Annotated in this window: 26 protein-coding genes and 5 pseudogenes; 23 read left to right on the forward strand and 8 right to left on the reverse strand. The window is 61.1% G+C overall.

Going from position 1 to position 25535, the window contains the following annotated elements:
* The 10 genes and pseudogenes from LB558_RS31710 to LB558_RS31755 all read left to right on the forward strand — a co-directional run.
* Positions 1-263: pseudogene (locus LB558_RS31710) on the forward strand (ABC transporter ATP-binding protein); the annotation flags it as partial.
* A gap of 17 nt (positions 264-280) precedes the next feature.
* Complete coding sequence (locus LB558_RS31715; RefSeq protein WP_224701197.1) at positions 281-631, forward strand: DUF6867 family protein; 351 nt, start codon at positions 281-283, stop codon at positions 629-631.
* 284 nt (positions 632-915) lie between these two features.
* Positions 916-2067 carry a branched-chain amino acid ABC transporter substrate-binding protein gene (locus LB558_RS31720; protein WP_224701298.1) on the forward strand — a complete coding sequence of 384 codons (1152 nt, stop codon included), beginning with the start codon at positions 916-918 and terminating at the stop codon, positions 2065-2067.
* Positions 2068-2258: 191 nt separating this feature from the next.
* Positions 2259-3212 (forward strand): LysR substrate-binding domain-containing protein, encoded by a 954-nt coding sequence (locus LB558_RS31725; RefSeq protein WP_224701198.1) that lies wholly within the window; start codon positions 2259-2261, stop codon positions 3210-3212.
* A 92-nt stretch (positions 3213-3304) separates the two neighbouring features.
* Positions 3305-4276: a LysR substrate-binding domain-containing protein gene (locus LB558_RS31730; protein WP_224701300.1), complete on the forward strand. Its 972-nt coding sequence runs from the start codon at positions 3305-3307 to the stop codon at positions 4274-4276.
* Between the two features lie 89 nt (positions 4277-4365).
* On the forward strand, positions 4366-4869 hold the full coding sequence (locus LB558_RS31735; protein WP_224701200.1) for a VOC family protein: 504 nt from the start codon (positions 4366-4368) through the stop codon (positions 4867-4869).
* Between the two features lie 14 nt (positions 4870-4883).
* Positions 4884-5708, forward strand: a complete 825-nt coding sequence (locus LB558_RS31740; protein ID WP_224701202.1) for an SDR family NAD(P)-dependent oxidoreductase — start codon at positions 4884-4886, stop codon at positions 5706-5708.
* A gap of 205 nt (positions 5709-5913) precedes the next feature.
* On the forward strand, positions 5914-6690 hold the full coding sequence (locus tag LB558_RS31745; RefSeq protein ID WP_224701204.1) for an SDR family NAD(P)-dependent oxidoreductase: 777 nt from the start codon (positions 5914-5916) through the stop codon (positions 6688-6690).
* A 91-nt stretch (positions 6691-6781) separates the two neighbouring features.
* The gene (locus LB558_RS31750) at positions 6782-7411 is read left to right on the forward strand and encodes a flavin reductase family protein (protein ID WP_224701206.1); all 630 of its coding nucleotides are present in this window, start codon (positions 6782-6784) and stop codon (positions 7409-7411) included.
* Positions 7412-7907: 496 nt separating this feature from the next.
* A protein-coding gene (locus tag LB558_RS31755; RefSeq protein WP_224701208.1) for an IS3 family transposase occupies positions 7908-9012 on the forward strand; the annotation gives its coding sequence in 2 pieces (ribosomal slippage) (positions 7908-8161 and positions 8160-9012; 1107 coding nt in all).
* Positions 9013-9800: 788 nt separating this feature from the next.
* Here the strand turns inward: LB558_RS31755 and LB558_RS31765 are convergent.
* Positions 9801-10295, reverse strand: coding sequence for a hypothetical protein (locus LB558_RS31765; protein WP_224701210.1), 495 nt, complete (start codon positions 10293-10295; stop codon positions 9801-9803).
* Between the two features lie 205 nt (positions 10296-10500).
* On the opposite strand from LB558_RS31765, the gene LB558_RS31770 reads away from it, so the two are divergent.
* Positions 10501-10638: a hypothetical protein gene (locus tag LB558_RS31770; RefSeq protein WP_224701212.1), complete on the forward strand. Its 138-nt coding sequence runs from the start codon at positions 10501-10503 to the stop codon at positions 10636-10638.
* Between the two features lie 43 nt (positions 10639-10681).
* Here the strand turns inward: LB558_RS31770 and xth are convergent, their stop codons facing one another.
* From xth to ligD, 3 genes are all read right to left on the reverse strand, one after another.
* Positions 10682-11458, reverse strand: a complete 777-nt coding sequence (gene xth / locus LB558_RS31775) for an exodeoxyribonuclease III (RefSeq protein WP_224701213.1) — start codon at positions 11456-11458, stop codon at positions 10682-10684.
* A 74-nt stretch (positions 11459-11532) separates the two neighbouring features.
* Positions 11533-12024: a TerB family tellurite resistance protein gene (locus LB558_RS31780; RefSeq protein ID WP_224701215.1), complete on the reverse strand. Its 492-nt coding sequence runs from the start codon at positions 12022-12024 to the stop codon at positions 11533-11535.
* Between the two features lie 340 nt (positions 12025-12364).
* Positions 12365-14137, reverse strand: a complete 1773-nt coding sequence (gene ligD / locus LB558_RS31785; protein WP_224701217.1) for a DNA ligase D — start codon at positions 14135-14137, stop codon at positions 12365-12367.
* Positions 14138-14259: 122 nt separating this feature from the next.
* On the opposite strand from ligD, the gene LB558_RS31790 reads away from it, so the two are divergent.
* Both LB558_RS31790 and LB558_RS31795 read left to right on the forward strand, forming a co-directional pair.
* Complete coding sequence (locus LB558_RS31790) at positions 14260-14454, forward strand: hypothetical protein (RefSeq protein WP_224701219.1); 195 nt, start codon at positions 14260-14262, stop codon at positions 14452-14454.
* A 365-nt stretch (positions 14455-14819) separates the two neighbouring features.
* Positions 14820-15419, forward strand: a complete 600-nt coding sequence (locus LB558_RS31795; RefSeq protein WP_224701221.1) for an SOS response-associated peptidase — start codon at positions 14820-14822, stop codon at positions 15417-15419.
* Here the strand turns inward: LB558_RS31795 and LB558_RS31800 are convergent.
* Positions 15416-15796 (reverse strand): hypothetical protein, encoded by a 381-nt coding sequence (locus tag LB558_RS31800; protein ID WP_224701223.1) that lies wholly within the window; start codon positions 15794-15796, stop codon positions 15416-15418. The genes LB558_RS31795 and LB558_RS31800 overlap by 4 nt on opposite strands.
* Positions 15796-16551 carry a hypothetical protein gene (locus tag LB558_RS31805; RefSeq protein ID WP_224701225.1) on the reverse strand — a complete coding sequence of 252 codons (756 nt, stop codon included), beginning with the start codon at positions 16549-16551 and terminating at the stop codon, positions 15796-15798. Before LB558_RS31805 ends, LB558_RS31800 begins: the two co-directional genes overlap by 1 nt.
* Before the next feature lie 215 nt (positions 16552-16766).
* Between LB558_RS31805 and LB558_RS31810 the strand changes: the two genes are divergently transcribed.
* The 3 genes from LB558_RS31810 to LB558_RS31820 all read left to right on the forward strand — a co-directional run bounded on the left by LB558_RS31810 (position 16767) and on the right by LB558_RS31820 (position 18669).
* Positions 16767-17168 carry a hypothetical protein gene (locus LB558_RS31810; RefSeq protein WP_224701227.1) on the forward strand — a complete coding sequence of 134 codons (402 nt, stop codon included), beginning with the start codon at positions 16767-16769 and terminating at the stop codon, positions 17166-17168.
* 79 nt (positions 17169-17247) lie between these two features.
* Positions 17248-17532, forward strand: a complete 285-nt coding sequence (locus tag LB558_RS31815) for a hypothetical protein (RefSeq protein ID WP_412033510.1) — start codon at positions 17248-17250, stop codon at positions 17530-17532.
* An 825-nt stretch (positions 17533-18357) separates the two neighbouring features.
* Complete coding sequence (locus tag LB558_RS31820; protein WP_224701229.1) at positions 18358-18669, forward strand: DUF736 domain-containing protein; 312 nt, start codon at positions 18358-18360, stop codon at positions 18667-18669.
* 98 nt (positions 18670-18767) lie between these two features.
* On the opposite strand, the gene LB558_RS31825 is transcribed toward LB558_RS31820, so the two are convergent.
* Entirely contained in the window at positions 18768-19286 is a 519-nt protein-coding gene (locus LB558_RS31825; protein ID WP_224701231.1) for a MucR family transcriptional regulator, read from the reverse strand.
* A gap of 520 nt (positions 19287-19806) precedes the next feature.
* On the opposite strand from LB558_RS31825, the pseudogene LB558_RS31830 reads away from it, so the two are divergent.
* The 7 genes and pseudogenes from LB558_RS31830 to LB558_RS31855 form a co-directional block, all read left to right on the forward strand.
* Positions 19807-20270: pseudogene (locus tag LB558_RS31830) on the forward strand (DUF2840 domain-containing protein).
* A 78-nt stretch (positions 20271-20348) separates the two neighbouring features.
* A pseudogene (locus LB558_RS33280) lies at positions 20349-20914 on the forward strand (S26 family signal peptidase).
* On the forward strand, positions 20851-21132 hold the full coding sequence (locus LB558_RS31840) for a DUF736 domain-containing protein (protein WP_224701233.1): 282 nt from the start codon (positions 20851-20853) through the stop codon (positions 21130-21132). Before LB558_RS33280 ends, LB558_RS31840 begins: the two are co-directional and overlap by 64 nt.
* Positions 21133-21559: 427 nt before the next feature.
* A complete protein-coding gene (locus LB558_RS32990; RefSeq protein WP_318011690.1) occupies positions 21560-21781 on the forward strand; it encodes a transglycosylase SLT domain-containing protein in 222 nt (73 codons plus the stop codon).
* A gap of 34 nt (positions 21782-21815) precedes the next feature.
* A complete protein-coding gene (locus LB558_RS32995; RefSeq protein WP_263495481.1) occupies positions 21816-22154 on the forward strand; it encodes a lytic transglycosylase domain-containing protein in 339 nt (112 codons plus the stop codon).
* A gap of 363 nt (positions 22155-22517) precedes the next feature.
* Positions 22518-24243, forward strand: a pseudogene (locus LB558_RS31850) (relaxase/mobilization nuclease domain-containing protein); the annotation flags it as partial.
* A 29-nt stretch (positions 24244-24272) separates the two neighbouring features.
* Positions 24273-24644 (forward strand): annotated as a pseudogene (locus LB558_RS31855) (conjugal transfer protein TraG); the annotation flags it as partial.
* Positions 24645-24777: 133 nt separating this feature from the next.
* On the opposite strand, the gene LB558_RS31860 reads toward LB558_RS31855, so the two are convergent.
* Positions 24778-25365, reverse strand: a complete 588-nt coding sequence (locus LB558_RS31860; RefSeq protein ID WP_224701235.1) for an amino acid synthesis family protein — start codon at positions 25363-25365, stop codon at positions 24778-24780.
* Positions 25366-25535: the final 170 nt, after the last annotated feature.

Consider the following 25535-nt stretch of genomic DNA (forward strand, 5'->3'; position numbering starts at 1 on the left):
GGCCGAAGCTGCTTTTGCTCGACGAGCCGTCGCTGGGCCTTGCGCCGCTGATCGTCAAGCAGATCTTCGACGCCATCTGCGAGCTCAACAAGACGGAGGGGCTGACCGTGTTCTTGGTCGAGCAGAATGCGTTCGGGGCGCTGAAGCTCGCCACGCGCGGCTATGTCATGGTCAACGGCAATGTCACGATGAGCGGCACCGGCAAGGAACTGCTCGCCAATCCCGAAGTGCGCGCCGCCTATCTCGAAGGCGGACATCACTGAGTTCAGGAGTCCTTACCATGCAAGGCATTCTCTACGAGGAACCCTCGATCTGGCAGCTCCTCTTCGTCACCTGCTTGCTGGGCGGCTGGGCGGCCTGGATGACGGGCAAGGCCAGCGCTGAGACATGGCGCAGTTTTATGCAGCTGTTCGCCTATATGCTCGGGCTCGGCATCGCGATCCGCTTCATCCATCACGCGCTGTTCGGCGGCACTATGTTCTCGCTGCACTACTATATCGTCGACACCATCGTGCTGATGATACTGGGCTTCGTCGGCTATCAATACACACGAACCAACCAGATGGTCACACAGTATGATTGGCTGTACGAAAGAGCTTCAATCTTGAGCTGGAGACGCGTCAAATCCTAGGGCCGCTCCTTCGCGCGCAGCGCGAGGCCCTGTTTCGAGGCGCACCGCCGGAAGGCGATGCGCCTTTTTCGCTTTCGGCCGGCATTCCTGCTCGATCGGTAATATCAGGGTGAAGGAATTTCAATTGATTGGAATGGAGGGCCGCGCTCCTATTGGCCAGCGATCGTGATGAAGCGTTTGGAAAAGACGTGACCTGGGCCGAGGCCCGGCAGAGCGAAGAATAAACAAACCGGCAGCGCGGCATCGCAGTTCTGACGAAATGGGAGAACCTCATGTCCAAATTCCTGTCAAAGGGTCTTGCCTCGCCGCTGGCCTTGCTTGCCGGCCTCGCACTCGCAGGTCTTGTTTTTGCCATGCCCGCGTCGGCTGACGGTGCAGGCGTCAAGATCGGTGTTGCCGCCCCTTTCACCGGCTCGAGCGCCCCTTGGGGCGAACAGTTCAAGCGCGGCACCGAAATGGCCGTCAAGGATTTCAACGCCGCCGGCGGAGCCGCGGGCCAGCAATTGTCGTACGAGATCGGTGACGATGTCGCCGATCCGAAAGCCGGCGTCTCGGTCGCCAACAAGTTCGTCGCCGACGGCGTCAAATGGGTGATCGGACACGTCAACTCAGGCGTTTCCATTCCGGCGTCCGACGTCTATGCGGAGAACGGCATAATCCAGATCACGCCGGCATCGACCAATCCGACCTTCACCGATCGCGGCCTGTGGAACACCTTCCGCACAACGGGTCGTGACGATCAACAAGGCGCGGTGGCGGCTGCCTACCTCGTGAAGCATTTCCAGGGCAAGCGCGTCGCCATCGTCCACGACAAGACCCCTTTCGGTGAAGGACTGGCACAGATCGTCAAGAAAGGTATCAACGACAAGGGCATTAGCGAGGTTGTGTTCGAAGGCATCAACATCGGCGAGAAGGACTACTCAGCCTTGGTGACCAAGCTGAAGGAAGCCGACGTCGACGTGCTCTATTACGGCGGCGTTTACACGGAGGCCGGTCTGATCATCCGGCAGATGCGTGATCAGGGCGTCCAAGCGCCACTGATGGGTGGTGACGGCTTGGTGACCACCGATTTCGGCGCCATCGCCGGTCCCGGCGGTGCCGGAACATTGATGACGTACACGCCTGATCCTCGCGAGAATCCGGAGGCCAAGCAGATTGTCGAGCGGATGCGCGCGGCGGGATTTGAACCGGAGGCATTCACCGTGAAATGCTACGCTTCGGTCCAGATATTGGTGCAGTCAGCCAACGCCATCCAATCGACGGATCCGGAAAAGATCGCGGAATACATGCACTCCGGGCATGTATTCGATACCGTCATCGGCAAGATCTCATACGACAAGCGCGGCGACATGGTTGAAGCGAACTACGTCATGTATGTCTGGAAGCCGACGGCTTCCGGCGGTCTCGACTACGCCGGCAATGAATTGACCGACTGACCTTGGCCTGCCGGACCGGACGCTTCTTCCTGGCCCGGCACGAGTGCTACATCGCCTAGTGCATAAAGCCACATACTCCCTCCCAGCAATGGGAGGGAATTTGCTTTGATCGCCCTTCGTTGCCTATCTTCAGGCACTGTTATAAATATATGACATACCAACGGGGCGCCGAGGATCCTTCACTGGAGCACTTGCTGAAACGACTGGCCTTTCGCCATTTGCGACTGGTCATCAAGATTGCCGAGGAGCGTAATCTTGTCGGCGCGGCCAAGCGGCTGAACATGACGCAGCCGGCGGTGACCAAGGCGCTGCGTGAAATCGAGTCCATGCTGGGCGTCGACCTCTTTGAGCGCACCAACCGGGGTGTGATCCCGACCATCTATGGCGAGGCACTCGTGGCTCATGCCCGCCTGGTCTTGACCGATCTCAGTCGTGCCGCGGAGGAGATCAGTGATCTCCGCGACGGCACTGGCGGCCGGATCGCGGTCGGAACCTTGCTTGCGGCATCGGCCAGTCTGCTGCCCGACGCTATCGTCAAGTTGAAGAAGGAGCGGCCGAAACTCGCCATTTCTATCAAGGAAGGCACCAACGACCTGCTGCTACCGGGATTGCGCCAGGGGGAACTGGATTTGGTGCTAGGACGATTGCCGCAGATATGGGACTGCGAAGGTCTCGAGCAGGAAACGCTGTTTCAGGATGCGGGATGCATCGTCGTCCGCGCAGGGCATCCGCTTATCGGCCGAAACTATCTCGGCTTGCACGACCTTCTGGCCCTGGACTGGATATTGCCGCGCCAGCAGACGACACTACGGCGGCAGATCGACCTGGCTTTCTTCGACCAGGGCCTGGCGCCGCCTTCGAATGCGGTGGAATCGGTCTCGCTTCTGACCAACAGGGCACTGATCTTCGACTCCGGCTATGTGTCGGTCTGGCCGTGGCAGGTTGCCCAGCGCGAATTGCAGACCGGCCGCATCGCGATCCTGCCCGTGCGGCTCAGACCGACGGAAGGTCCGGTCGGCATCACCACAAGGCTTGGCGCGCGCCTGTCGCCCGCGGCCAAGATGCTGGTGACCATGTTGCGCAAGGTGGCTGGGGAGATCCCGGCATTTCCACTGCCGCAAGACCGTCCGGTTATACCGGCATAGCTTAAATTCAATAGCCCTTCGCCGACAGTCGTGCGATGTCCCTCGCGTTGGCGAGGCTGGCGCGATGGCGCAGTTCGAAGGCGCTCCCCTTGGTGCAGACACTTGTCCATCGCTTGACCATCCGCCATCTGCGCCTGATCGTGGCTATCGCCGAGCAGAACAGTCTCGTGGCCGCGGCCCAGCACCTTCACATGACCCAGTCCGCCGTGACGAAGGCGCTGCAGGAGGCGGAAGCCCTGCTCGGCATCACCTTGTTCGAACGAACCATCAAGGGTGCCATTCCAACCATTTTCGCGCACGGGTTGATTGTGCACGCCCGCCAGGTGTTCGCCCAATTGCAGCAGGCATCCACCGAGCTGGTCGAGCTTCTCGACGGAGCGAATGGCAGGGTGGCGATCGGAACGCAGTGGTCGGCCGCCGCCGAACTCGTTCCGAAGGCAATCCATCAGCTGCGCAGCACACGCCCGAAGCTTACCGTCTCGATTGTCGAGGGCACCAATGACGCGCTGATTCCAGAGTTGCATCTGGGTCAACTGGACATGATCGTGGGTCGCCTGCCAGGCATGCTCGAACGAGACGATGTTGCCCACGAGACATTGTTCGAGGACATGGCTTGTGTGGTTGTGAGGCACGGCCATCCTCTGGCCGATTGGCCTGATATCGGTCTTGCCGACGTGGAGAAGTCCGACTGGATACTCCCCAGGCGCGAGACGGTGTTGCGACGGCAGATCGACAAGGCATTTCGTGATGCCGGACTAGAAACGCCCGGCAACGCGATCGAGTCGGTGTCGCTGCTCACCAACAGCGAACTGCTGACGTCCTCGGACTATCTCGCGGTCTGGCCATGGCAAGTGGCGAATCGTGACGTCCTGTCTGGCCGCCTGATGGTGCTGCCGATCGTTATAGGCGAAACGATTAATTCGGTGGGCGTGACTGCCCGCACCGATGCGCCCATGGCGCCGGCCGCGAAGGCATTTCTCGAGACGCTTCGCAGCGTTGCCGCAACTATGGATGTCTGTCCGCTGCTTCCGGGCATTCGCGAAGGCAATAGCAGCGGGAACTAAACTCAATTGCCGCCACCCGGCCATGCATCTACCGATGGGAGCTGGACGGGCGGCCGGTCATCGGCGACCTTGTCGGGGAGGCCTTTCCATTGGTCGAAACCGAGGCCGGCTACCAAATTCTTGGCACCAATCACACCAGCTTTACGGTTTCCGACCTCGGTCGGTCGGTTGCCTTCTACCGGGATTGCCTCGGCTTCACGCTGACCTCGCGCGCCGGACGCGACCGGCGGATCATCGAGATCGTCGCTGGCGTGATCGGGGCCGACATCGAGGTCGCCTACCTGGCTGGAGCCGGTCATGTCGTCGAGTTGATCCAGTATTTATCCCCGGACGATCGACATCGTATTCAGTCCCGCCCTTGCGATACCGGTTTCGCGCACCTTGCCTTCGATGTGGTGAACATCGACGCCTTGATCGCCGCGGCGGGAGAACATGGCTTCCAGCCAGTGGCAAGCCCGGTGAAGATCGGGTCCGGCGGTCCGAATGGCGGCCGGTGGGTTTGCTATATGCGCGATCATGACGGTGTGACGATCGAGTTCATCGAAAGCCCGCGAAATGCCTGGCCGTCGCCTCCCAGCGGATCGGTACCCTGACACAGGAGGACCAGATGACAGAGGCTTCCCGAAACATCGCGGTCGTCACCGGCGGCGCCAGCGGCATCGGCGCCGCATGCTGCCGTGAGCTGGCCAGATGTGGTGCGCGCGTCATTGTTCTCGATCGCGACGGACAAGCGGCGGACGTGCTGGCCAAGGCGATCGACGGGCACGGTTGGTCTTGCGATATCGAAGACGAGAACGCGGTTAAGGCTGCCGCGGCTCAGATCGAGGACAGGTTCGGTGCGGTCGACATTCTCGTCAACTGTGCGGGCATCTTTCAGCAGCCATTGCCGCCAGAGACGCTCGATATAGCGCTGTGGGACAAGGTCATCGCCATCAATCAGCGCGGCACTTACGTTGCCTGTGTGGCCTTCGGCCGTCGCATGGCTGCCCATGGCGGTGGCAGCATCGTCAACATAGCATCGATCGCTGCCGAAGCATCGATGCCGTTGCACGCCTATTCGCCATCGAAGGCGGCGGTCGTGTCCATCACGCAATGCCTGGCTGCGGAATGGGGTCGCTCTGGTGTGAGGGTCAATGCGGTGTCGCCTGGGTATACGCTGACGCCAGCGCTTCAGCAGGCAATCGACAGGGGCGAGCGCGTCGCGGGCGCACTTGAAAATTCCGCGCTCGGCCGCATGGCGAGGCCAGAAGAGATAGCCAGCGTTGTTGCATTCCTCGCCGGGCCAGCGGCAAGCGCGGTCACCGGGGTGAACCTGCCGATCGATTGTGGTTGGCTGATCGCCCAGACCTGGGCCCCTTACGGCGGGGTAAGACGGGAGCGTGGCCCGGGCGCCCTTCCTGAAACGATATTCCGCCAGGAGATATCAGACTGAGCAATATTCCATTGCCAGACACGTCGGTTCTGAGGACCTTGCGCCATCCGGTCGTAGCCGCAGGATCATCTGAACTCGACGAGCGGGTGACCATCCGGTATCCGCGGAACATGATCAACGACGACCACATGTTGGAGGGAGGACTTCGGCAGCCTTTCGACATCGGGCACCGACGCTCCGCCGCATCTCTACTGGGAGACTTAATATGACCGACCTGTCTGGACGAATAGCACTCGTTACCGGAGGATCATCGGGTATCGGATTAGCCACGGTATGCAAGCTGAGGTCGCTGGGAGCGCATGTTGTGTCGGGTGATCTGACACCGTTCCCGGAGGCCCTGGACGCCGTCACCGGCGTTGTCGCGGATCTCTCCACCGCTGAGGGATGCGCGGCACTCGTCGACCGGGTTCGGGACGAGCACGGTCGGCTCGATGCGATCGTGAACAATGTTGGCATCGCCCCGACGCGCAACGGGTTCGAGACGATCACCGATGACGACTGGCTGCTGGTGTGGAACGTCAACGTGATGAGCGCGGTCCGAATTACGCGAGCGGGGATTGCGATGCTGCGGCAATCCGGCAATGGCTCGATCGTCATGACCTGTTCGTCCACCGCGCGTGTGGTCGATCCATATTTCGTCGACTATGCGGCAACCAAGGCTGGTCTGCTGGCGATCACGCGCGGTCTGGCCGAAGAACTCGGCGCTCACGGGATACGGGTCAACGCGGTCTCCCCTGGGTCGATCAGGACACCGCTGTGGGACAAGCCAGGAGGTTTCTCCGAGCAACTGGCGAAGCGCCTTGGCACCGATATCGAAACCGCGATCGAGCGCTATGTCCGCGACGAGCGGCGCATCACCCTGGGGAGGCCCGGTCGTGCCGCGGACGTGGCCAACACGATCGCATTCTTGGTCTCCGACGAGTCCTCCTACATCACGGGTGCCGATCTGCCCGTGAACGGCGGAAGCGTCAAACACATCTGACCCCAGCAACCCGAAGACCGACGAAGGAATCGCTATGACACATGCGGGACCCCGCACATTCGTGAATATCGACCCTGCGCACTGGGACAGCATGTACGCACTCAGCGCAACGCCCGCCGTCGTGACCACCGTCGATCTCGATGGAAACGTCAACGCTTCGGCTATGGGCGCGGTGGTGCGAATTGCGCATGACCCGGTTGCTGTCACGTTCACCATCGGGCTCGGCCGAGATACCGCCTACAATGTGTCCGCCACCGGAGAGTTCGTCGTCAACATTCCGTCGTTCTCGCCAAAAGATCTGCGCTCGATGTGCCTCACCGGCGCTGACCTCCCTGCCGGGAAGAACGAGTTGGACTATGCCGGTCTCACGGCCATGGACAGCAGGGTCGTCAAGCCGCCGCGCATCGCCGAATACGACCGCCACTTCGAATGCCGCGTCCTGTGGAACATGCAGTGGCGTGACCGGCTCACCATCGTCGGTGAGGTGGTGGCCGCATCCTGCTCATCGGACGTGATGGACGAGCACGGAAAACTCATCTGGGAGGTGGCCCGTCCAGCGACCTATTGCGGCGGCCCTTACGGCCTGACGTTCACGTCGTCCTTCGAGCGCACGACGGTGAAACTGGGATCCGAGGTCGACGACCTGATGTCCAGCCTTCGCCCCACCCCGCCGGGGTACGCGGGCGTCATGGGAAACCATGCCTCGGGCGAGAAACGCTAGGGTCAGCCTCGAACCATGACCCCAGCAGCGGAGAGTTGCCGAGGCGATGCTTTTAAAGGAGCAGTTGCGGTCGCGGCTCTTCATCTCGGATCTGGTTAGCATGCCAAACCAAGCAAATCGCTTCCGCAGGCACGCGAAGGCAGCGGCGTGCATAACGGCTGTCTGCCTGGCGCCGCATTCAGTCGTTCGTTACTCCATAGTGCGGTCCGATGCGTGGAAGACCATTCAGTGCCCAACCGCGATCGGTAGTCTGGAGCCTTCTTTCGTAAAATGCTGTTGTCGCGGCATGCGCGAGCGGGCCAGCCGAAATGTTCCAACGGACGAGACTTAGTCGACGACTTTCGATTGATAAGAACCGGCGCAACTCAGCTTCTCCTGCGGTCCGGCTACGCCATTCAAAATCGGTCGTCCCCACGTGTTACCATAGGGCCTGACGTGCTCCCCTGAATTGTCCTCGCTTTGAGGTTAGCCTGTTCCCCGGATGAGGAGACAGGCAATGAAACGATCGAGATTTTCTGACGAACAGATCATCGGCATTTTGAAGGAGCACCAGGCCGGGCTCTCGGCGATGGAGCTTTGCCGCAAATACGGCGTGAGCGACGCGACCTTCTACAAGTGGCGCTCAAATTATGGCGGCATGGATGTGTCGGAGGCGAAGCGGCTGAAGGCTCTTGAGGAGGAGAACGGCAAGCTGAAGCGTCTGCTGGCCGATGCGATGCTCGACGTCTCGACCTTGCGCGAGATGCTCGAAAAAACTTCTGACGCATGGGTCGAGGAGGACCGCCGTGACCTGGGCGATCGAGAACAAGGGCTATTCGCAGCGCCGGGCTTGTGGGCTCGTCGGTATGGAGCCGCAGGTTTACCGCTACCGTTCGAGCCGGCCGGACGATGCAGGCCTGCGCGAGCGGCTGCGGGAATTGGCCGCTGAACGCCGGCGCTTTGGCCACCGTCGGCTGCACCTGCTCTTGAAGCGCGAAGGCGTGGCGGTGAACTGGAAGAAGCTCTATCGCCTTTATCGCGAGGAGCGGCTGACGGTGCGCAAGCGAGGTGGCCGCAAGCGGGCCTTGGGCACCAGAGCGCCGATGGCAATCCCGCAGGGCGCCAACCAGCGCTGGAGCCTCGACTTCGTCTCCGACACGCTGACCGATGGCCGCCGCTTCCGGATCTCGTGCGTCGACGACTTCAGCCGGGAGTGTCTGGCGACGGCCGTCGATAAATCGATCTCAGGCGAGCGTGTCGGCTGCGAACTCGACATCATCGCCGAGCATCGCGGCTATCCCTGCATGATCGTGTCGGACAACGGCACCGAGTTGACCTCGAACGCCATCCTGGCGTGGCAGGAAGATCGGCGTGTCGAATGGCACTACATCGCGCCCGGCAAGCCGATGCAGAATGTCGTGGAAAGCTTCAACGGGAGGCTACGCGATGAGTGCCTCAATGAGCGGCTCTTCACCAGCTACCGGCATGCCCGCAACAGCATCGAAGAATGGAGGATCGACTACAATGTGAATCGCCCACATACGAGCCTCGATGGGCTCACCCCGATTGAATATGCAACCCGATCCGTCAAGGATCACAACGTGAACAGGGCTAACTTATAGACGCGGACAAAACGGGGAGGACGTCAGTCAAGTCTGTAACCACGTTCCCATGCAATCGGTGCGGTGAAAAGGTGCGGCTCTCCTGCAGCGCCAAGCTGGAGATTTTCAGGCTGGGGGGCCTCCAAATGAGGGCGGATTTAAGAGGAACCTAATATCCCCCAGCGACTTGTGTCAGGATGAGCACTCGCGGGGTCAATTCCTCGACAAGTGGCTGAACAGCAATGTGTCAGCCCTGGCGAGTTCAGACGTGATCTCGGTGGCGGAGGCTATCCAGAAGCTCTTCGCTGACGCGAAAACGATCGGCATCAGCAGCACCGAAAATCGAAGAAGAAACCGGCAGCGTATATGAAGCGGTGTTTGATGCTATCGTACACCATGACGCTGGGCTTCCGGAATGACCGGCTCGTTGCCATCTGCTGATTCATCGATCCATAGTCGTCCCGTACCGCCTGACGCGCAAGCGCTTCGACGAGCACGGCGAGGGCCGGGTGGATACTCTAGGGCGGGTTAGTTGGCTGCGTGATAACTTCAAATAGCTTCTGGACACTTCCAAAAGCCCAAATGATCATGCCATCCACCTGTTGGGATTAGCGGGCATTCAATGCTGGATTATCGGGCACAAACGAACTGCGGCGCTGGCTTCATTACTTCGGGCGCACAATCATCATGCTGCTTTGGCTGGGGGCTCGCAACCAGAGCGGAGGTGCCGCAATGTATCTAGCTGAGATTGCCGACTACCAAGCCAGGGGCGAGAAGTCGAGGGCCAGGATCCAGAGACAAGGACAAACCTATAACGGCCATAGGCTCTGGACCGAGCCTGAAGACGACGTGTGGCGCCGGCATCCTCGGCTTGATCGTAGGGGACATGCCGCACGACTTGACAGCGAACGCTGCGCTGCCCGACCGCCGCCAGACCATTTCGACGGCGACGGCCAACATGCCCAAGCCACAAGCAGGGCGACCAAGCGCGTCACGTCGATCGAGAAACCGATGCCAGGCATGAGGCTGATCACCGCCCAGCCAAACAGTAGGAAGCCGGCGATGACGCTCACGCGCCGAAGCCAGAAACGCTGCCCGGTCTCGCTTGCGACAGGAGTTGCCGTCAGCGTCTCATCCGACGTTCCGTTGCCCGCGCCGGCTAGTCCAAACAGCAACCTGGCAGTTGCGCGGACGACCCGCACGGCGATGAAGGCGAGCAGCAAGGTCAGCACGGTGCGGCGCAGCAAAGGCGGCCATTCGAACGCGAGGAACGAGCCGATGGCGGCCAGAGCAAATGTCAGCAAGGCAGCGACCTCGGACAGGATCGCCTGTCCGGGGTCAACTGTTCCGTTGGAACCGCCCGGCGCCAAACCCGCCGGACCAGCCACTCGGCGCCGAAGCCGACGACAGTCAATACTGCCAGGGTCAGGATCACCAGGCCGGGCCTGCCCGCACTCACGTCCTGCGAGAGGACGGCAGCGGCGTTAGCCAGCTCTGTTGCCGGTGGCGGTGCGTGGGGTTAGCAACGTCGCACAGGCCTTTGCCGCCAGAGCACAGCGCAGTGGTGCCGCCGGCATCATGCTGAACGTGGTGATCGTCAGAGGTGCCAGGGCAGCGGTGATTGGCGCCGCGGTCTGGCTGGCCTAGGTAGCTGCTCTGTTCCGGAGCTGCGTGAGTGACTTAGTGGCGGTCAATCGAGCTCGATCCAAGCTGGGGCATGGTCGCTTGGTTTCTCCCACCCGCGCAACTCGACGTCCACGCCGGCATTGCGGAGTTTGTCCGAAAGGGAAGGGCTAACAAGCAGATGGTCCATTCGAAGGCCGGAGCTTCGATCGTAACCACCCCGGTATGAGAAGTTCCAGTAGGTGTAAATGCCCTTCTCAGGATGGATGCGGCGGACGGCGTCTATCCAACCATTCCCAAGCATTTCGGCGTAGGCTTGCCGGCTCTCCGGAAAGTACACTGCGTCCCCTAGCCACCGTCGGGGCACCACGGCGTCGATTTCGGTCGGAACGATGTTATAGTCGCCGCAGAGAATGCTCATGGCGCCGTCTCCAAGCAACAGCTGGCCGTAGCTGATCAGGCGATCGAACCACCGGAGCTTGTAATCGAATTTTGGGCCTGGCGCGGGATTGCCGTTGGGCAAATAGAGACAACCCACAACAAGCCCATTCACCTCGGCCTCGATGTAGCGGCTGTGCGTGTCGTCTGGATCCCCGGGCAGCCCGCGTCGACGTTCTAGTGGTTCGGCCCCCCGAGCGAGAATAGCTACCCCGTTGTAAGATTTCTGGCCGTGCCAGATTGCACCGTAGCCGGCGCCCCTGATCGCGTCGGCAGGGAACTTCTCGTCAGACGTCTTGAGCTCCTGAAGGCAGACGATGTCGTACTGGGTTTCACCCAGCCACTTGAGCAGCACGGGCAGGCGGCCGTTGACGCCGTTCACGTTGAATGTTGCGATGCGAGTCATTGCATTTCCATGGCTAGGCCGCGCCTCTCAACGCCCGACCGGTCACTACGATCCCGGTCTCCGTGCAAGACCAGCTAATCCATCATCAATGCAACGGAGAACCTGCGCAGCAACAGCGTTTCGCCGTGATGCCGAAAGTCGTCTGCGTCGGCTATCTCTGTGCAAGCAGCCATGATCGCAGCCCGCTTCTCCCGGCCGCAGGTTTTCAAGCTGGCAAGTGATTTATCTATTGCCTCCGGCGACGGTCGCATGCGCTGCGCCCATCTCCGCAAACGTGCGGCCTCATCAAGGCTCAGTTTAATTCCTTCCGCGACACAGGTTGCCGTGCCATGGTCGATCATGATCTGCACCTCTTCGGGAGCCACATCGTGATCGGCGTTCGCAACCGCAGACAGCAGGACCAAGCCCCCGTCGCGAATAACGTTGCGAATTGTCCTCCATCTCCGGGCGCGCTGGCTGGCCTCAGTGTCCTGATTATTCTGCGGCTGGCAAACCAGCCCAAGTTCATTCCGATAAAAATCCGCCAACGGCTCTTGGACCACTCCGGCAGCATCGGTGATTGTCAAAATCCTGTCGATCCGAAATGATCGGAGCTGCTGTCGATCGTCAGTCTGGGCCAGCAGGCGCGGAGTGCCGTCCCGATTGTACTTGATTGACCAACAAGTCACGCGGCGAAGGCGACGACGGCCAGCCGGATCCTCATATTCGACGAAGAACGATCGAGGCGGCGTTCGAGAGGTCCGTTTCAATACGCGAGCCTTTCGCCGGGAATGTCGAGGTCTGTTGGAGCGTTTTGTCACCGCACCCATTGGTTCCGCTTCGTCAAACGATGGTGACAAACCTTTTGCTCCGCTAACGCGACCTCACCGGAAAGGTTCGCTCTAACAACCTTACCGATGCCGCCGGCTACGCCGTCTTTCGGGCAGCCGCTCGGAAAGGGTGGTCGATGGTGAAGCTGTCGGGCCGAATCCCGCGCTCAACCTGGCTCCAGGTTACAGGATGAGCGATTGGCAAGCCCGGTCGGGCTCGTGGGGAGAAGGCGCCCACCGCGGTGTTGCCGCGCCCGTTGCGAAGGTAGTCTAGAAAGATGCGGCCTCTTCGGGCTTCCGGCGCGGCGGACAGTAGATAACGATCGGGACGTGCATCGACGAGGCACTGGGCTAGTGACTTGGCAATTTGCCGGGCACTGTCGTGGGTCATCTTTGTCGCAAGCGGCGCCATCAGGTGAATGCCCTTGCCGCCGGTCACCTTCGGCCAGCTCTCCAGACCTGCCGATGCGATGATGTCGCGGAGCGCCAGGGCGGCCTCGATTACTTCCGCCCACTCGACGCCCTCGCCAGGATCGAGGTCCAGAACGACGCGATCAGCAAGCTCGATATCGTCAACGGTAGCGTTCCAGGGGTGCAGCTCCACGGCATCCATCTCGACCAATCCGAGCAACCCGGCAACGTCGTCCACCCACACGCGAACGCCTTCGCCCCCCTCGCGCTTCTGGACACGCAACTGATGCACGGCCGCGGGGATCCCCGGTAGCATTCCCTTGTGGTAGAAGGTGGCGCCCCACGTATGGCGGACCAGCTTCAACGGTCGCCCGCCGAGGTGGATCAATGCCTGGTCAGCAACCCGCTCCCAATAACGCACAAGCTGTTCCTTGGACGGCGAAACCGCATCGGGGAGCAATTGCAGGATGTTCTCGCGAGGAACTCCATGGTCCCGCTCCGCCTCTCGTCTCTTTGATGGAGCGGGCGGCTTTGCCGGGATCGACACGAGGTCTTCACGTAGGCCCTTGAACACTGCCTCGCGCAGGATGCCACGATCCGTGACGCCGCTGAACTGTACCTCGGCCAGGACGTCCGGCTTCACCCAGGTCGCTTTCGGTTTGTCGACGGCTATCGACAACGGCGACTTGTCAACGATCAATGGGTCAAGCCGCTCACGGACACGCCGCGCCGCCTCGAGGGTATATCCGCTCTGGGCCTTGCCGGCATAAAGCAACCGGTCGCGCTCGCGCCGGCCGATGTACAGCGATGCGATGCGGCGGGGCTGGGCGCCGAGCTTCTCGACGAAAGCAACAATGGGGAAAGTATCGCTCTTGATGCATTTCACCTTGAGCCAGCTCGGCTGGACACCGGAGCGGTAGGGGGCATTCGCTCGCTTGGATACGATGCCCTCCAAGCCCATCCGGCATGCATGTTCAAACACGTCGCTGCCGCTCACCTCCAGATGCTCTGCAAAGGTCAGTGTCGGCGCCGTTTCCTTTAGCAGCTTCTCGAGCGCGGCCTTCCGCTTCGCCAGTGGCTGCTGGCGAAGATCGCGCCCGTTGAGGTGCAGCAGGTCGAACGCATAGAAGATGATCTTCGGCGAGTTTGGGTTGCCCAATTCCCGTTCCAAGGCTTGGTAATCGGGCAGGCCAGTGTCGCCAAGGACGACAGCTTCCCCGTCGATGATTGCTGCCTTGGCCCTCAGGGCGGCCCCTGCTTGAACAATTCGTCGGTAACGATGCGACCAGTCGTAGCCACGGCGCGTGAAGGCCCGTGCTTTGCCGCGCTCGATGATCAGCTCGGTGCGGTAGCCGTCATACTTGATCTCGTGAAGCCAGTCGCTGCCCTCAGGCGCCTTCTCGACCAACGTGGGTGATTGAAACTCAATAAATGAAAGCTGGTCTGCGGCGTTACTCATGCACTGGCCACTCCCGGAACCCGACTCAAGCGGCAAGGCCAGCAATCGGTTCCGTGACATTTTAGCAAAATTGAATGTTTAGCAGAATGGGAACGACGAAAGCTGGGAATGGACGCTAGGCAATGGCTTTGAAGATCGGCGATGAAGTGACACTTACCGTGACAATCCTGAAGGTGCTGAACGACGGCATGTCGAACATAAGCATTCCTTCTTACAGCTTTCCCTTTTCGATCGACACACCGAAGAGAGCAAGGGCCGGCGAGAAGGTCGATATCACCGGCTTTGTGACCCGGATCGATGACGAGGTGGCAAAGTGACCGTCAGAATCGATGGCGGAGGGCTCGTTACTGTCGATGTCGAAACAGTGTCACAGGAGTCCGCGCCTTCGGTACGTCAGTCTCGATGACATGTTTTGCTGGTCCCATCCGCCCGGCGCTTCACTATCGACAATCACTTGCGGTGCGCCGCCTGCCTCAACGGATTGTGCTGTTTGCGGTCATCCTCAGGCAACCGAAAGAGTGGAACCGCCTCCGCCTCCCGTTCGTTGGCAATGCTGGCGGCGCTGTGCCCCGGAAACTTGTGGTCTGACCGGCGCCAGATCGGTTTTTCTGGTGTGCCGGCCGCTTTCCATCCCGCTTCGCATGCTCTAGCCTGAATAGATAGGCCAAGTCCGGAGCCGTCCATGTGCAACGACTACGAACAGCATATCGCCTGGGCTGAATATTGCCGGATGATGGCCTCGCTCGCTCTCGACATTCCAATCCACCAAACCGAACTCGATCTGCCTCAGGCGGACGACGTTCGTATCAATGATCCGGCGCCCATAATGCGCGGCGCCGGCGATGCCATCGAGCTTGCTTCGATGACGTTCGGGTTTCCGCCAACCGGACCAAAAGGCGGGCCTGTGTTCAACTTCCGCTCCGAAGGCCGGCAATTCGGCAACAGCAGACGTTGTCTCGTTCCAGCGTCCGCTTTCTTCGAATTCACAGGTACGAAATATCCGAAGGCGAAACATCGCTTCACGCTCAACGGCTCTCCGTTCATGGCGATCGCGGGGCTTTGGCGTGAAGCTGTCGGCAACAAGCCGCCGACTTTCACCATGCTGACGACCGATCCGGGGCCAGATGTCGCGCCATATCACAATCGACAGGTCGTAGTCCTTCAGCCTGAGAATTGGTCCGCCTGGATCAATCTGTCGAAGCCGGAAGCCGAACTGTTGCGGCCGCTTCCCGCCGGATCGCTCTCGGTGGAGACAGTTCGTCCCGAAAAGCTCGTGACTTAGCTGCGCAAAATGTGTGGTAGGCTGAGCGGCCCAAGATCGAGAACTGGCGCGTATTGGCCCGTGCGGCGCCAGACGCCCCGCACCTTTCCACCCTCCCGATCGCGCCTTGGATGGAACATCAGCCCCTCGAAATGCTCGCGGAACGCTGCTGCGGATGCAGCCTCGCTGAAGCAATGGAGTCGATAGGTTTCATATTTGCCGTTCAGCCATATCGCCTGCACATGCCGCGTCTGCTGTCGAAGCCCTCGTTCCTGGCAGAACTTCGCGATGACAGTGAAGTTCCGGTCCGTGCAAAGGTCATCCGGCAGCGCAACTTGGTGTGGCCAATCGCGGTCGATGACCGATGGCGTTGGTGAGGCCCGACTACGCTTGACCATTATTCGAAATGCATGGACTGGCCGCGCATCATTGCCAGCGTCAGCGCAATTGCAGGATTTGCCGGCGGCTTTTGCATATGCAAGGAGCCGTCAAAATTGCGCCACGCCGCCATTCGCAATTCATCATCGTCATCGCTGGCCCTCGGGTCGAAAACGTGGGCATCACAGGGGTCTGAGTCAATCTCGATTGTCCAGTCCCTGAGTGCCTTGCTAGCCATCTCCTCGACCTGGGCAAGGTCGCTGGTGAAGAAGGGGATACGGTCTCCCTCTTCCGAAAGCGGCTCAACCCCATCCAACGTCGGCCGCTCGGGCACCCAACCCAGAACGAAGGCAATATCGAAATCGATCTGGCGGTCTGGGCCAGCTGTAACCTCCAACCGCTTGACTACCTCAGCATAGAGCTGCTTCCGCTCTGGCCAGGTGTCTGGACTTGCTTCGGCTTGCAACTTCGTGTGGGGAACGTTGATCAGTTCCATGACCTGACGGCGCGGAATCTTGTCCTCCGGCCAGCCCGCACAACATGCCGCCGCCGCAGCCTCGTCGGCCTCCAGCCAAACTGCGGCCGCTCGGTCCTCGTCCTCCGTAGGCTTGTCGTCTTCGGGAAAGCCTTTGATGTCCCAGCCTTCCAACGCGAACAGTCCTTCCGCGCCCTGCAGGGCCGTAACGCCGGCGCGTGCAAACACGGCTTCGGCTGCGGCGAGGCCGCGTGCGAGCTCGTCGGGTGTTGCGTCCTCGATGTTCAAGCGAAGTTCCATGGTTCGCCTCCTATGGCTTAATCCTGCCAATGTGAACAAAATGAGAACAAAGAGTCAAGCGCCCTTGACGAGAGAGGAATATGTTCCTTATTTCAGCATGATTCGGAGCAGCAAGGGACCACGGCTTGGTGTCAATCACGCTGGCCGGCGAAGCTATGGCAAAGACGGCGGAAGACAATTTTCGGATCGAGGTCTGGGATCGCGAGGAGCAGGCTTTGGCCGAAACCATTTCGCGTTCGCCCGATTCAACGGTGAGCCAGGCGGCCTGGCAAGCCGCCATCCGGCGCCGGCCAGGCATGTTGCTGATCCACTACAACAGTCGACATGTGATGGAGAAAATCTTGACACCGGGCGAGGTGACGATCCCGCCACAGACCATCATCGACGGCAGCGTGCATGCTGGTCTCGATGTGTCGCTCGGCGATCTTCGTGAGTGGCATGTGTTGCGGGCATGGTGCAAATCCTGTTCGCACCATGCGACGGTGAAGCCTGCCGGGCTCATCAAGCGCTATGGAAAAGACGCTCTGTTCGGTTCGGTCGAGCGAGCGCTTTTCTGCACCAGTTGTGACCGGGGCGGGCCTGTCAGGTTGGAAATTCACAAGCTGCCACGCAATTGAGGGGGCGAAAGGGTGCAAGACTTGCACCTACCTCGGGCGTATCACCAAGGCACATATTCTTGCCGCCGTATGGGAGGCAGTGAGCGACGAGGCGGCCGAGAGGCTTGCCGCCTTGAAGAAGCAGCCGATGGCCGAAGCCGCCGAGCAGTTGCTGGCCGGAACAAGCTGGCTCCCGGCACTCATGCGCACAACGGAGCCCGCTGCGCTTGGAGAGCCGCGTGACGTGACCGGTGAGGCAGCGGCGGCAGCAGACGAACCGTCCGGGGTGGATTTTGAGCCTTCTCAGTGCGAGACGGACTTGGCCGCAACCGATAGCGGGAGCGTGGCCGAGCAAGGCGAACCGCTCCACATTGCAGCCGAGTAATAGGCAAAGGCCGGAGCTGCTTCGGCGGCTCCGGTTTAGTTGCTTTGACAGGCACTAAAAATTTCCCGGCCGCGCTTCCGCGCGGCCGGGACCTCGACAGCACGACACCATCAATCGGAACAACGAAAAGCCATTCCGAACGCGATACGTTTCAATCCCACGACGCGGCAGACTGCGGCGGACTTTCCCGCCGAAGCTCCGGCGAGGCACGCGCGCTTCACGGTTAGCTAATCACGCGGCAACGCTGCGGAGGATCATTTGGAATGCATCGTCCGCGCTCTGGTCTCGACCAGGCTCGCACAGACCGGAGCGACGACGGTCGGATATCCCGCTGGAGGGGGTGGCAGTCGTTGCATTGACACAAGTATCAATTTCCTTGCTGCATCGAATGCAAATGGGGTTCAGGCAAGGAGCGGTGAAAGTCTCGGCCTTCCATTCTCACCATCCTATTTTGCGGGGCAGGGATCCCTCCCTAGCCGTGAATTGGCTTCCTTACTGATCAATGTGCCCTCTGCGCTGTGAATCCGATGGACCGCCATTGTGACGGCTCCTCTTTCGTCTGCCGGCAAGCCACGCCCACGGCGTCCTCGAATGGATTGGGTCTGACCGAAGACCGGCTTCGCCTCGATCGTCTTCCCGCAACAGCGGCGCTGCGTTTTCTTCCCCTGTCCGCTGCGCGGCCATTCCTCGCAGTCCAAGAAAGCCTCGCCCCGCCGTCCTCCACTTCGTTTCAGCCCCTTCGGGATGCGGACCGATCGTCTCCAGTCTCAAGACCACCATCGAGGCCGCGATGGGCGCGGCTCGAGCAACAGAAGGAACACCGCAATGGCTACGATCGGCATCTTCACCAGCACCGCAAAGGGCTTCAAGGGCTCCGTCAAGACCCTCAATCTCAACGTCAAGGCCGTGGATTTCGTCCCCGCCGAGGGTGACAACGAAAAGGGTCCCGACTACCGCATCTTCGCCGGCGCCACCGAGTTCGGTGCGGCATGGAAGAAGACCTCGCGCGAGGGCCGCGACTACCACTCGGTCAAACTCGACGATCCGAGCTTCCCCGCTCCGATCTACTCGAGCCTGGTCGAGACCGAAACCCAGGGCGAGTTCTCGCTCATCTGGTCCCGCCGCGCCGCCGAGTGAAATCGGCTCAAACAAAAAAGAAACCCCGGCGCGCCGCGCCGGGGTTTCACCATGCTCGGTCCGCCACCGCCCAATCGTAACCAGTTCGATGGGGCAGGCTAGGCCTTGGCAGCAACTTTGCGTGTTTTCTTGACCGGCGACTTTGCAGTCGGCGAGGTTACGGTCGCGGCAGCAGCGCGAGGTGCCCGTTTGGCTGCTTCTGGCGCCGCAACCTTGCGTCCGAGCCCGGATGCTTTTGCCAGAACTGAGCGTGCGGCTGCGTAGTTCGGCGCCACCATCGGATAGTCTGCAGGCAGGCTCCACTTCTGCCGGTATTCCTCGGGGCTCAGATTGTAGTGGACTCCGATATGGCGTTTCAGGGACTTGAACTTTTTTCCGTCCTCGAGGCAGATGATGTAATCCGGCGTCACCGACTTCCTGATCGACACCGCCGGCTCCTGCTTGACCACAGATTCCGCCACTGGCGTGCCTATCCCTTGCAGAGCGGCATGAAGATCGCTGATCAGCTTCGGCAACTCGCCGACCGGCAGTGGATTGTTCGATACATAGGCGGAGACGATATCGGCAGCGATCGACACCATATCCGTTTGGCCGCCTTGTTCGGCTGAAATGGTCATGCAGTTAATCCCTTTTTGTCTTTTCGGACGCCTAAAGACGTGTGATTTACCCGTTCCGCCAATTTGGCAGATAGTCCGTTTTCTTTCTACAAATCACTCCATTCGCCAATCTCATTCGGCAAGCTTCGCTTTCATCGTTCTGATCGACTGCGGATAACCTTGGCGACCCATTGGGAAGCGAGGAACTTCCCCTCGCTTCCCCGCCATTGCCGCCTGTGCAGAGCAGGGCCGCCGGCTCGCAGAGCGGCTGACTGGGGTAATACTTGTATCAACCTCAATCCGCTCGCCGTGCAGCCCGGTTTAGCACAGCTCTTGGCTCGGTACGGCTTAGTGTGGTGCGCCACCGGCCAGCAGATAGCGATAGACGCAGGGTTCCAGAAGACTGTGGAAGACCGCCGCAAAGCGACCATCGGTTAGCGCTCGGCGAGAGCAAAATCCGCACAGACGCCTCTGAACCCATCGCTCGGTCAATCAGGTCGCCAGCCGGTGCGCGCGCCTGCCTCCTGCACTGGAGGACGGCATGAGCGAGCTCACGCATGTCGAACTGCTCTGGCTGAAGAAGCGGATCGAGAACTACCTCCGCTTCGGCAAAACCGTCGACAACAGGATCATCGACAAAAGCCGCGCGTCGTCGCGTTTGCACCTATGGGCATCTTCGCCTTCGTTCGATGGAGGGCCAACGATTTCGGCACCATCGCTTCGCGTATCGACATTCTGCGCGCCGTCGTCCCGGGCAAGCGCTGCTCGACGATCGCCTATGTGCGGCCCGGCGCCGACATCCTGCTGACCGCCATTGGCTGGCCGAAGGTCGAGAGAGTGCTCGAGATCATCGATGCCGTCGAAGCGCTCGACATTGACGCGATAGATGTTCCACCGGAGTATTGGCGGCACGTCCATAGCCGGCTCGCCGCGCGGGAAAGTCCTCGGCCCTACACACGGCAGCGGCATCAAGCGTGGCTGCTGCGCCGTCGGATCGAGCCATGAGCGCGCGCGGCAGGATCTTCGCGGCAATGCTCGCCGGCGCGGCTCTTACGTTGCTCCGGCCTTGAGCAGACATACGCCGTGGCTGATCTGGAATGCCTCGGCGAGCGTTCCAATCGGGCTCTATCGCATCGCGCCCGCAAGATCGATGTCGGCGAGATCGCCGTCGTCATCCCGCCCGAACCGCTGGCTGGCTTCCTAGCCGAACGCACATATCTGCCGCACGTCGTGCCGCTCATGAAGCATGTCCTGGCGCTCGGTGGACAAAGCTTTTGTCGTCGTGGCGCTGCCATCACCGCGCACGGCAAGATCTACGGAACCGCGCTCGTTCGCGACAGCAAGGGTCGACCGCTGCCTGGCAGGGCTGCCGTGTACTGGCCGATGGCGAAGTGTTCCTCATGAACTGGGACGTCGCCGACAGTTTTGACAGTCGGTATCTCGGCCCAGTCCCATCACCAGCATCGTTGGCCGCGCGGTTCCGATCTGGACCACCAACCGCACATTGCCGGCGCCGGAGGCGTCCGGCGAAGCGGCTCCCGGCGAGCCATGACGGCTCGTTTTCTCACCACGAAAGGATATCAGCATGTGTCAGATTGGCACCTTCACCCGCAACCATGACGGCTTTTTCGGCAACATCTGCACGCTGACGATTGACGCCAAGCTCGCCATCCTGCCTGTCCAGAAATCCGACGCTGAAAATGCGCCGGAACACCGCATCTATTGCGATGGCGTCGAGACCGGCGCGGCGTGGGATCGCACCGGCGAGAAGGCCGGCGCCTATCTGTCTGTGCTCATCGGCGATCCGTCGTTCACGCAGCCGATCCGTGCCAACCTGTTCCAGGTCCCCACGGAAAAGGACGTCTGAAACCTGCACTGGAGCCGGCCCTCGAAGCGCGAAGAGCGAGCCTGAATCCGATGCTTCGATTGCGCTGCATTGATCCTACCCTGGCAAACCCTTTGATCGATCGAATGCTGGTCAAACCCTTCGACCCGATCGCCTGTCAGGCCGCCGTCGCGCGCAGCGGAGGTCAAGGGCGGCTGGACGCGTCTTCATCGATCGCGCACTTGTTTGCGCTGCTGCGCGTGGGAAGCAGGTCCGGCCGGCGGAGCCTTGCCCTGACGGACGCGAGCACGGCGGCAGGCTGTCGGCGTGTCGGGACGGTGGTGCCAGCATTACCGTTCGCCGATGCATTGCGATGCTCTCCGCATGCACGTTGCTCATACTTGGACCTGTAGCAGACGCCGCGGAAGCAGCGTCACCACCAGGGTCAATATCCTGCGTCGGAAGTGCGGTGGGGGCGAGCGGCGAGTGGTCGGCTTACGTCTGTGAGGCTGCCAAACTTTTCGATCTGCCCGAGCGCTGGATACGCGCCGCCGTTATATATGTCGAAAGCGGCGGGGATGTCCGCGCTGTCTCGTCCGAAGGTGCAATGGGGCTGATGCAGGTCATGCCGGCGACGTGGCAAGAAGTGCGCATCAAACACAATCTTGGCAAGGATCCCCTCGCCCCGTGACAACATCCTGGCCGGTGCGGCCTATCTGCGCCAGATGCTCGATCGGTTCGGTCCGAAGGGCTTTCTCGCCGCCTACAATGCCGGACCACGACGGTATCAGGAGCATCTTTCGAACGGCCGTCCGCTGCCTCGCGAAACGATCGACTATGTTGCGAAGCTTACGCCGATGATCAGGGGAGCTGTTGAGGTCCCGCCCGGCTCGAAAGCAGTGGGACGCACGTCGAGCGCAGATCGTAGGCAGCTTTTTGGGCGCGGCGCGGCCGCGATGAATGACAACGTTTCCCATGACAACGGAGGCGTCGATCACATCCACCAAACCGTTTTTACGGCCATCGTTCGGCCGACATGCCGTCGCGGGGCGACACCGCGGTGAACGATCTGACGGCGCTTGAACCGCCGCCAGATTCTGCGTCCAAAGATGCTCGTCACACACTGACGCTGGCGGCAAACAGCCTCTTCATCCCGCGATCACTCGGTGCATCGCGACGATCACGGGATTTTGCGCGAATCGCACTTTGGCCTGTGCTGTCGCGGGATTGGCGGCGGAAGGGCGGTTCGTCGGGGAGGTCGGGGAGGGATGGCGAGATAAAAGGCCGCGATGTGCGACGGATGACGGTCGTGAGTTTTCAGTGGGTTACAAGCCGATTGCGCGAGGTGCGCAACATCCGCGTACATCGCGACTTCGAGGCTTCAACAACGATTTCAGGAACTTGTTGCGATGTGCGGCGGTCCTGGGATGACAAGCGAGGACGATTTCCGCATTCGGCCGGGCCGCATTCGCTCGACCCGCGCCCAAGTCCAGGCCTTTCATCGCCCAGGCGCTCGCCGCCGCGCAGAAGGCTGGCGGCCACGTCTCGCGATCCGGCAGGATCACACCGGGCAATCGCTCGCGCTTCGGCCGCGGCATTCGTGCGACCATTCAAGCCAACCGCCTGCTGACGGGACGCTCCCGGATCACAGTCATCAAGACGCGCGTGGTTCGGCACCTGGCGCGATCGGCGCCACTAGCGGCTCACCTCAGCTACCTCCGGCGCGAGGGCGTCACCCGGGACGGGCAGAAAGCCAAGCTGTTCGGGCCTGATACCGGCGACGCCGATCCGAAGGACTTTGCCGAGCGTACCAAGGATGACCGGCATCACTTCCGCTTCATTGTCTCGCCAGAGGACGCTGTTGAGATGGCCGATCTCAATGACCTTCACCCGCGACCTCATGGGGCAGATGGAAAAGGACCTCGGCACGAAGCCGACTGGGTGGGAGTCGATCACTGGAACACCGACAATCCGCACGTGCATATCATCTTGCGCGGGCGAACCGACGACGGCCAGGACCTCGTCGTCTCCAAGGACTACATCAAGCAAGGAATGCGCGACCGGGCGCAGGATCTCATCACGCAGGAGCTGGGGCCGCGCACCGACCAGGAGATCCGCCGCAATCTCGAACGGCAGATCGAAGCGGAACGCTGGACAAATCTCGACCGCCAGCTTGCGCGCGACGGGTATCGAACCGGTGTGATCGACATGGCGCCGCATCCCGACCGCCGGCCAGACGAATTCCATGCAATGAAAGTCGGACGACTTCATAAACTCGAAACCCTCGGTCTCGCCGATCAGGTCGGCCCCGGCCAATGGGTCATGTCGGAGAATGCCGAAGTGACGCTGCACGAACTCGGCGAGCGCGGCGATATCATCAAACGCATCCATCGCGGCCTGACCGTGCGCGGTATCGAACGTGGGGCAGCGAACTATGTGTTGGCTGGCGAAAGTCTCGATGCTCCCATCATCGGCCGTCTGGTCGATCGGGGTCTCGACAATGAATTGAAGGGAACCGCCTATGCCGTGGTCGACGGCGCGGACGGACGCACCCATCAGATCAAGCTGCCCGACCTCGACGCCGCCGGCGACAGCGAACCAGGCTCAATTGTCGAGCTTCGCAGGTTCGACGATGCGCAGGGTTACCGCCGGGTGGCACTTGCTGTCCGCTCCGACCTCGACATCGAACGGCAGATCGCGGCGACCGGCGCCACCTGGCTCGACCGTCAGGCGATCGCGCGTGAGCCGGTGGCTCTCGGCGGTGGCGGCTTCGGCGCCGAGGTGCGCAACGCCCTGGAACGCCGCGCCGAGCACCTGATCGAACAAGGTTTTGCTGAACGGCAGGGCGGCAGCGTGGTTTTCACCCGAAACCTCATCGACAGCTTGCGCAAGCGCGACATTGAGGCGTTGGGCGAAAAGCTTGCCGCCGCGACCGGGCGTCCCTTCCACCGGCGACGACTATGTCGCCGGCACTTACCGCCAGCGTTCCGCGCTCGCCTCCGGGCGCTTCGCCATGATCGAGGATGAACTTGGCTTCCAACTGGTGCCCTGGCCGCCCTCGCTGGAAAACCAGCTCGGCCAGCACCTCTCAGGCGTGGCACGCGGCAATGGCGGCATCGATTGGAGTTTGGCCGCAAGCGCGGGCTCGGGCTGTCCCGTCCCAGGAAGAAAGGAGCGCCGTCATGTCCGCCACCAAAATCCTTTGGGGCCAGATCCTCATCGTCGCCCTCATCGTGCTCATCACGACGTGGGCATCGACGCAGTATGTGGCCTGGCAGCTTGGATTTCAGGCGCAGCTTGGATCGCCCTGGTTCAGGGTCGCTGGGATGCCGGTCTACTTTCCCCCAGCGTTTTTCGCGTGGTGGTTTTCCTACGACGCCTATGCGCTGGAGATTTTCACCAGGGGTGCTTTCATCGCCGCATCAGGCGGCTTCGTCTCGATCGCGGTCGCCATCGGCATGTCGGTCTGGCGAGCTCGTGAAGCCAAGAATGCTGAGACCTATGGCTCGGCACGCTGGGCCGAAAAAGGCGAGGTCAAGGCGGCGGGACCGCTCAAATCTTCATTGCTGACCAACACGGCAGCCGGCAGCTTGATGAAATCAGCAGTGGCGAACGGAACCCGGCCGCACCTAACCAATACCGCTGGTGCTCGACCGGCTAGCCGGAAGCCGTCTAAGGGCGCCACCGTCAAGGGGTGGATTCTGCTTCCATCTCCGCCATGTCCTGGAACCTGTCGGCGATGCGGGCATGTGGCCGGCCACCGTCGGCCGCGCCGATGGCAACGACAATCTCGTCCGGGGCCGGGCCGTCGCAGATCTGAAAACTGGCGGTCAGGAAATGCGATCGCCTGCCGTTCTCGCTCTTGTGCATCATCGGCACCGAGATAGAGGCGCCCGGCGCGATGCGGGTGTTGGTGAATTCGAGATAGGTCGTGCCGCCAACGGCATCGCGGAAAAGATTGCCGAAGCGCAGCGTATGGATCAGCGCCGAGGCGTGCTCGATCTCGCCGTTGACGCCGGTGGCCGCGGCCTTGCCATAGGCTTGGATCTTCTCTGCTGGCATCAGGACAATCAGGCGGTTGGTCAGTTCACTGCCGAGCCGTGGCGCAAGGCGCAGGATATCCGGCCGCAGGTTCTCGACGAAGCCCTGGCCGGCCCAAGGGTTCCTCAGGACCGCCGCGACGACAATCATGGTCACCGGCGTCGGCGCCGCCTTGCCACCTTCCACGAAGGTTTCCTCGATGAAAGTGGAAATCTTCCTGATACCGAAATCCATGCCGGCAGTTCCCTCCGCAGTGCTTTGCTAGGGCGACCTTAGAGACCGCTGGCGATGGATGTCTTCCTCCGTTTCAGAGGAAAACAAGCGTGCGCCGCGCTCGGAAGCGGTGTAGCGTCGCAGCCGGTCAGACGGCCTTATTACCGGATCTGAATGTTCCCAGGAGACGA

It is taken from the genome of Mesorhizobium sp. CO1-1-8 (genome assembly GCF_020164875.1).
GTDB lineage: Bacteria > Pseudomonadota > Alphaproteobacteria > Rhizobiales > Rhizobiaceae > Mesorhizobium.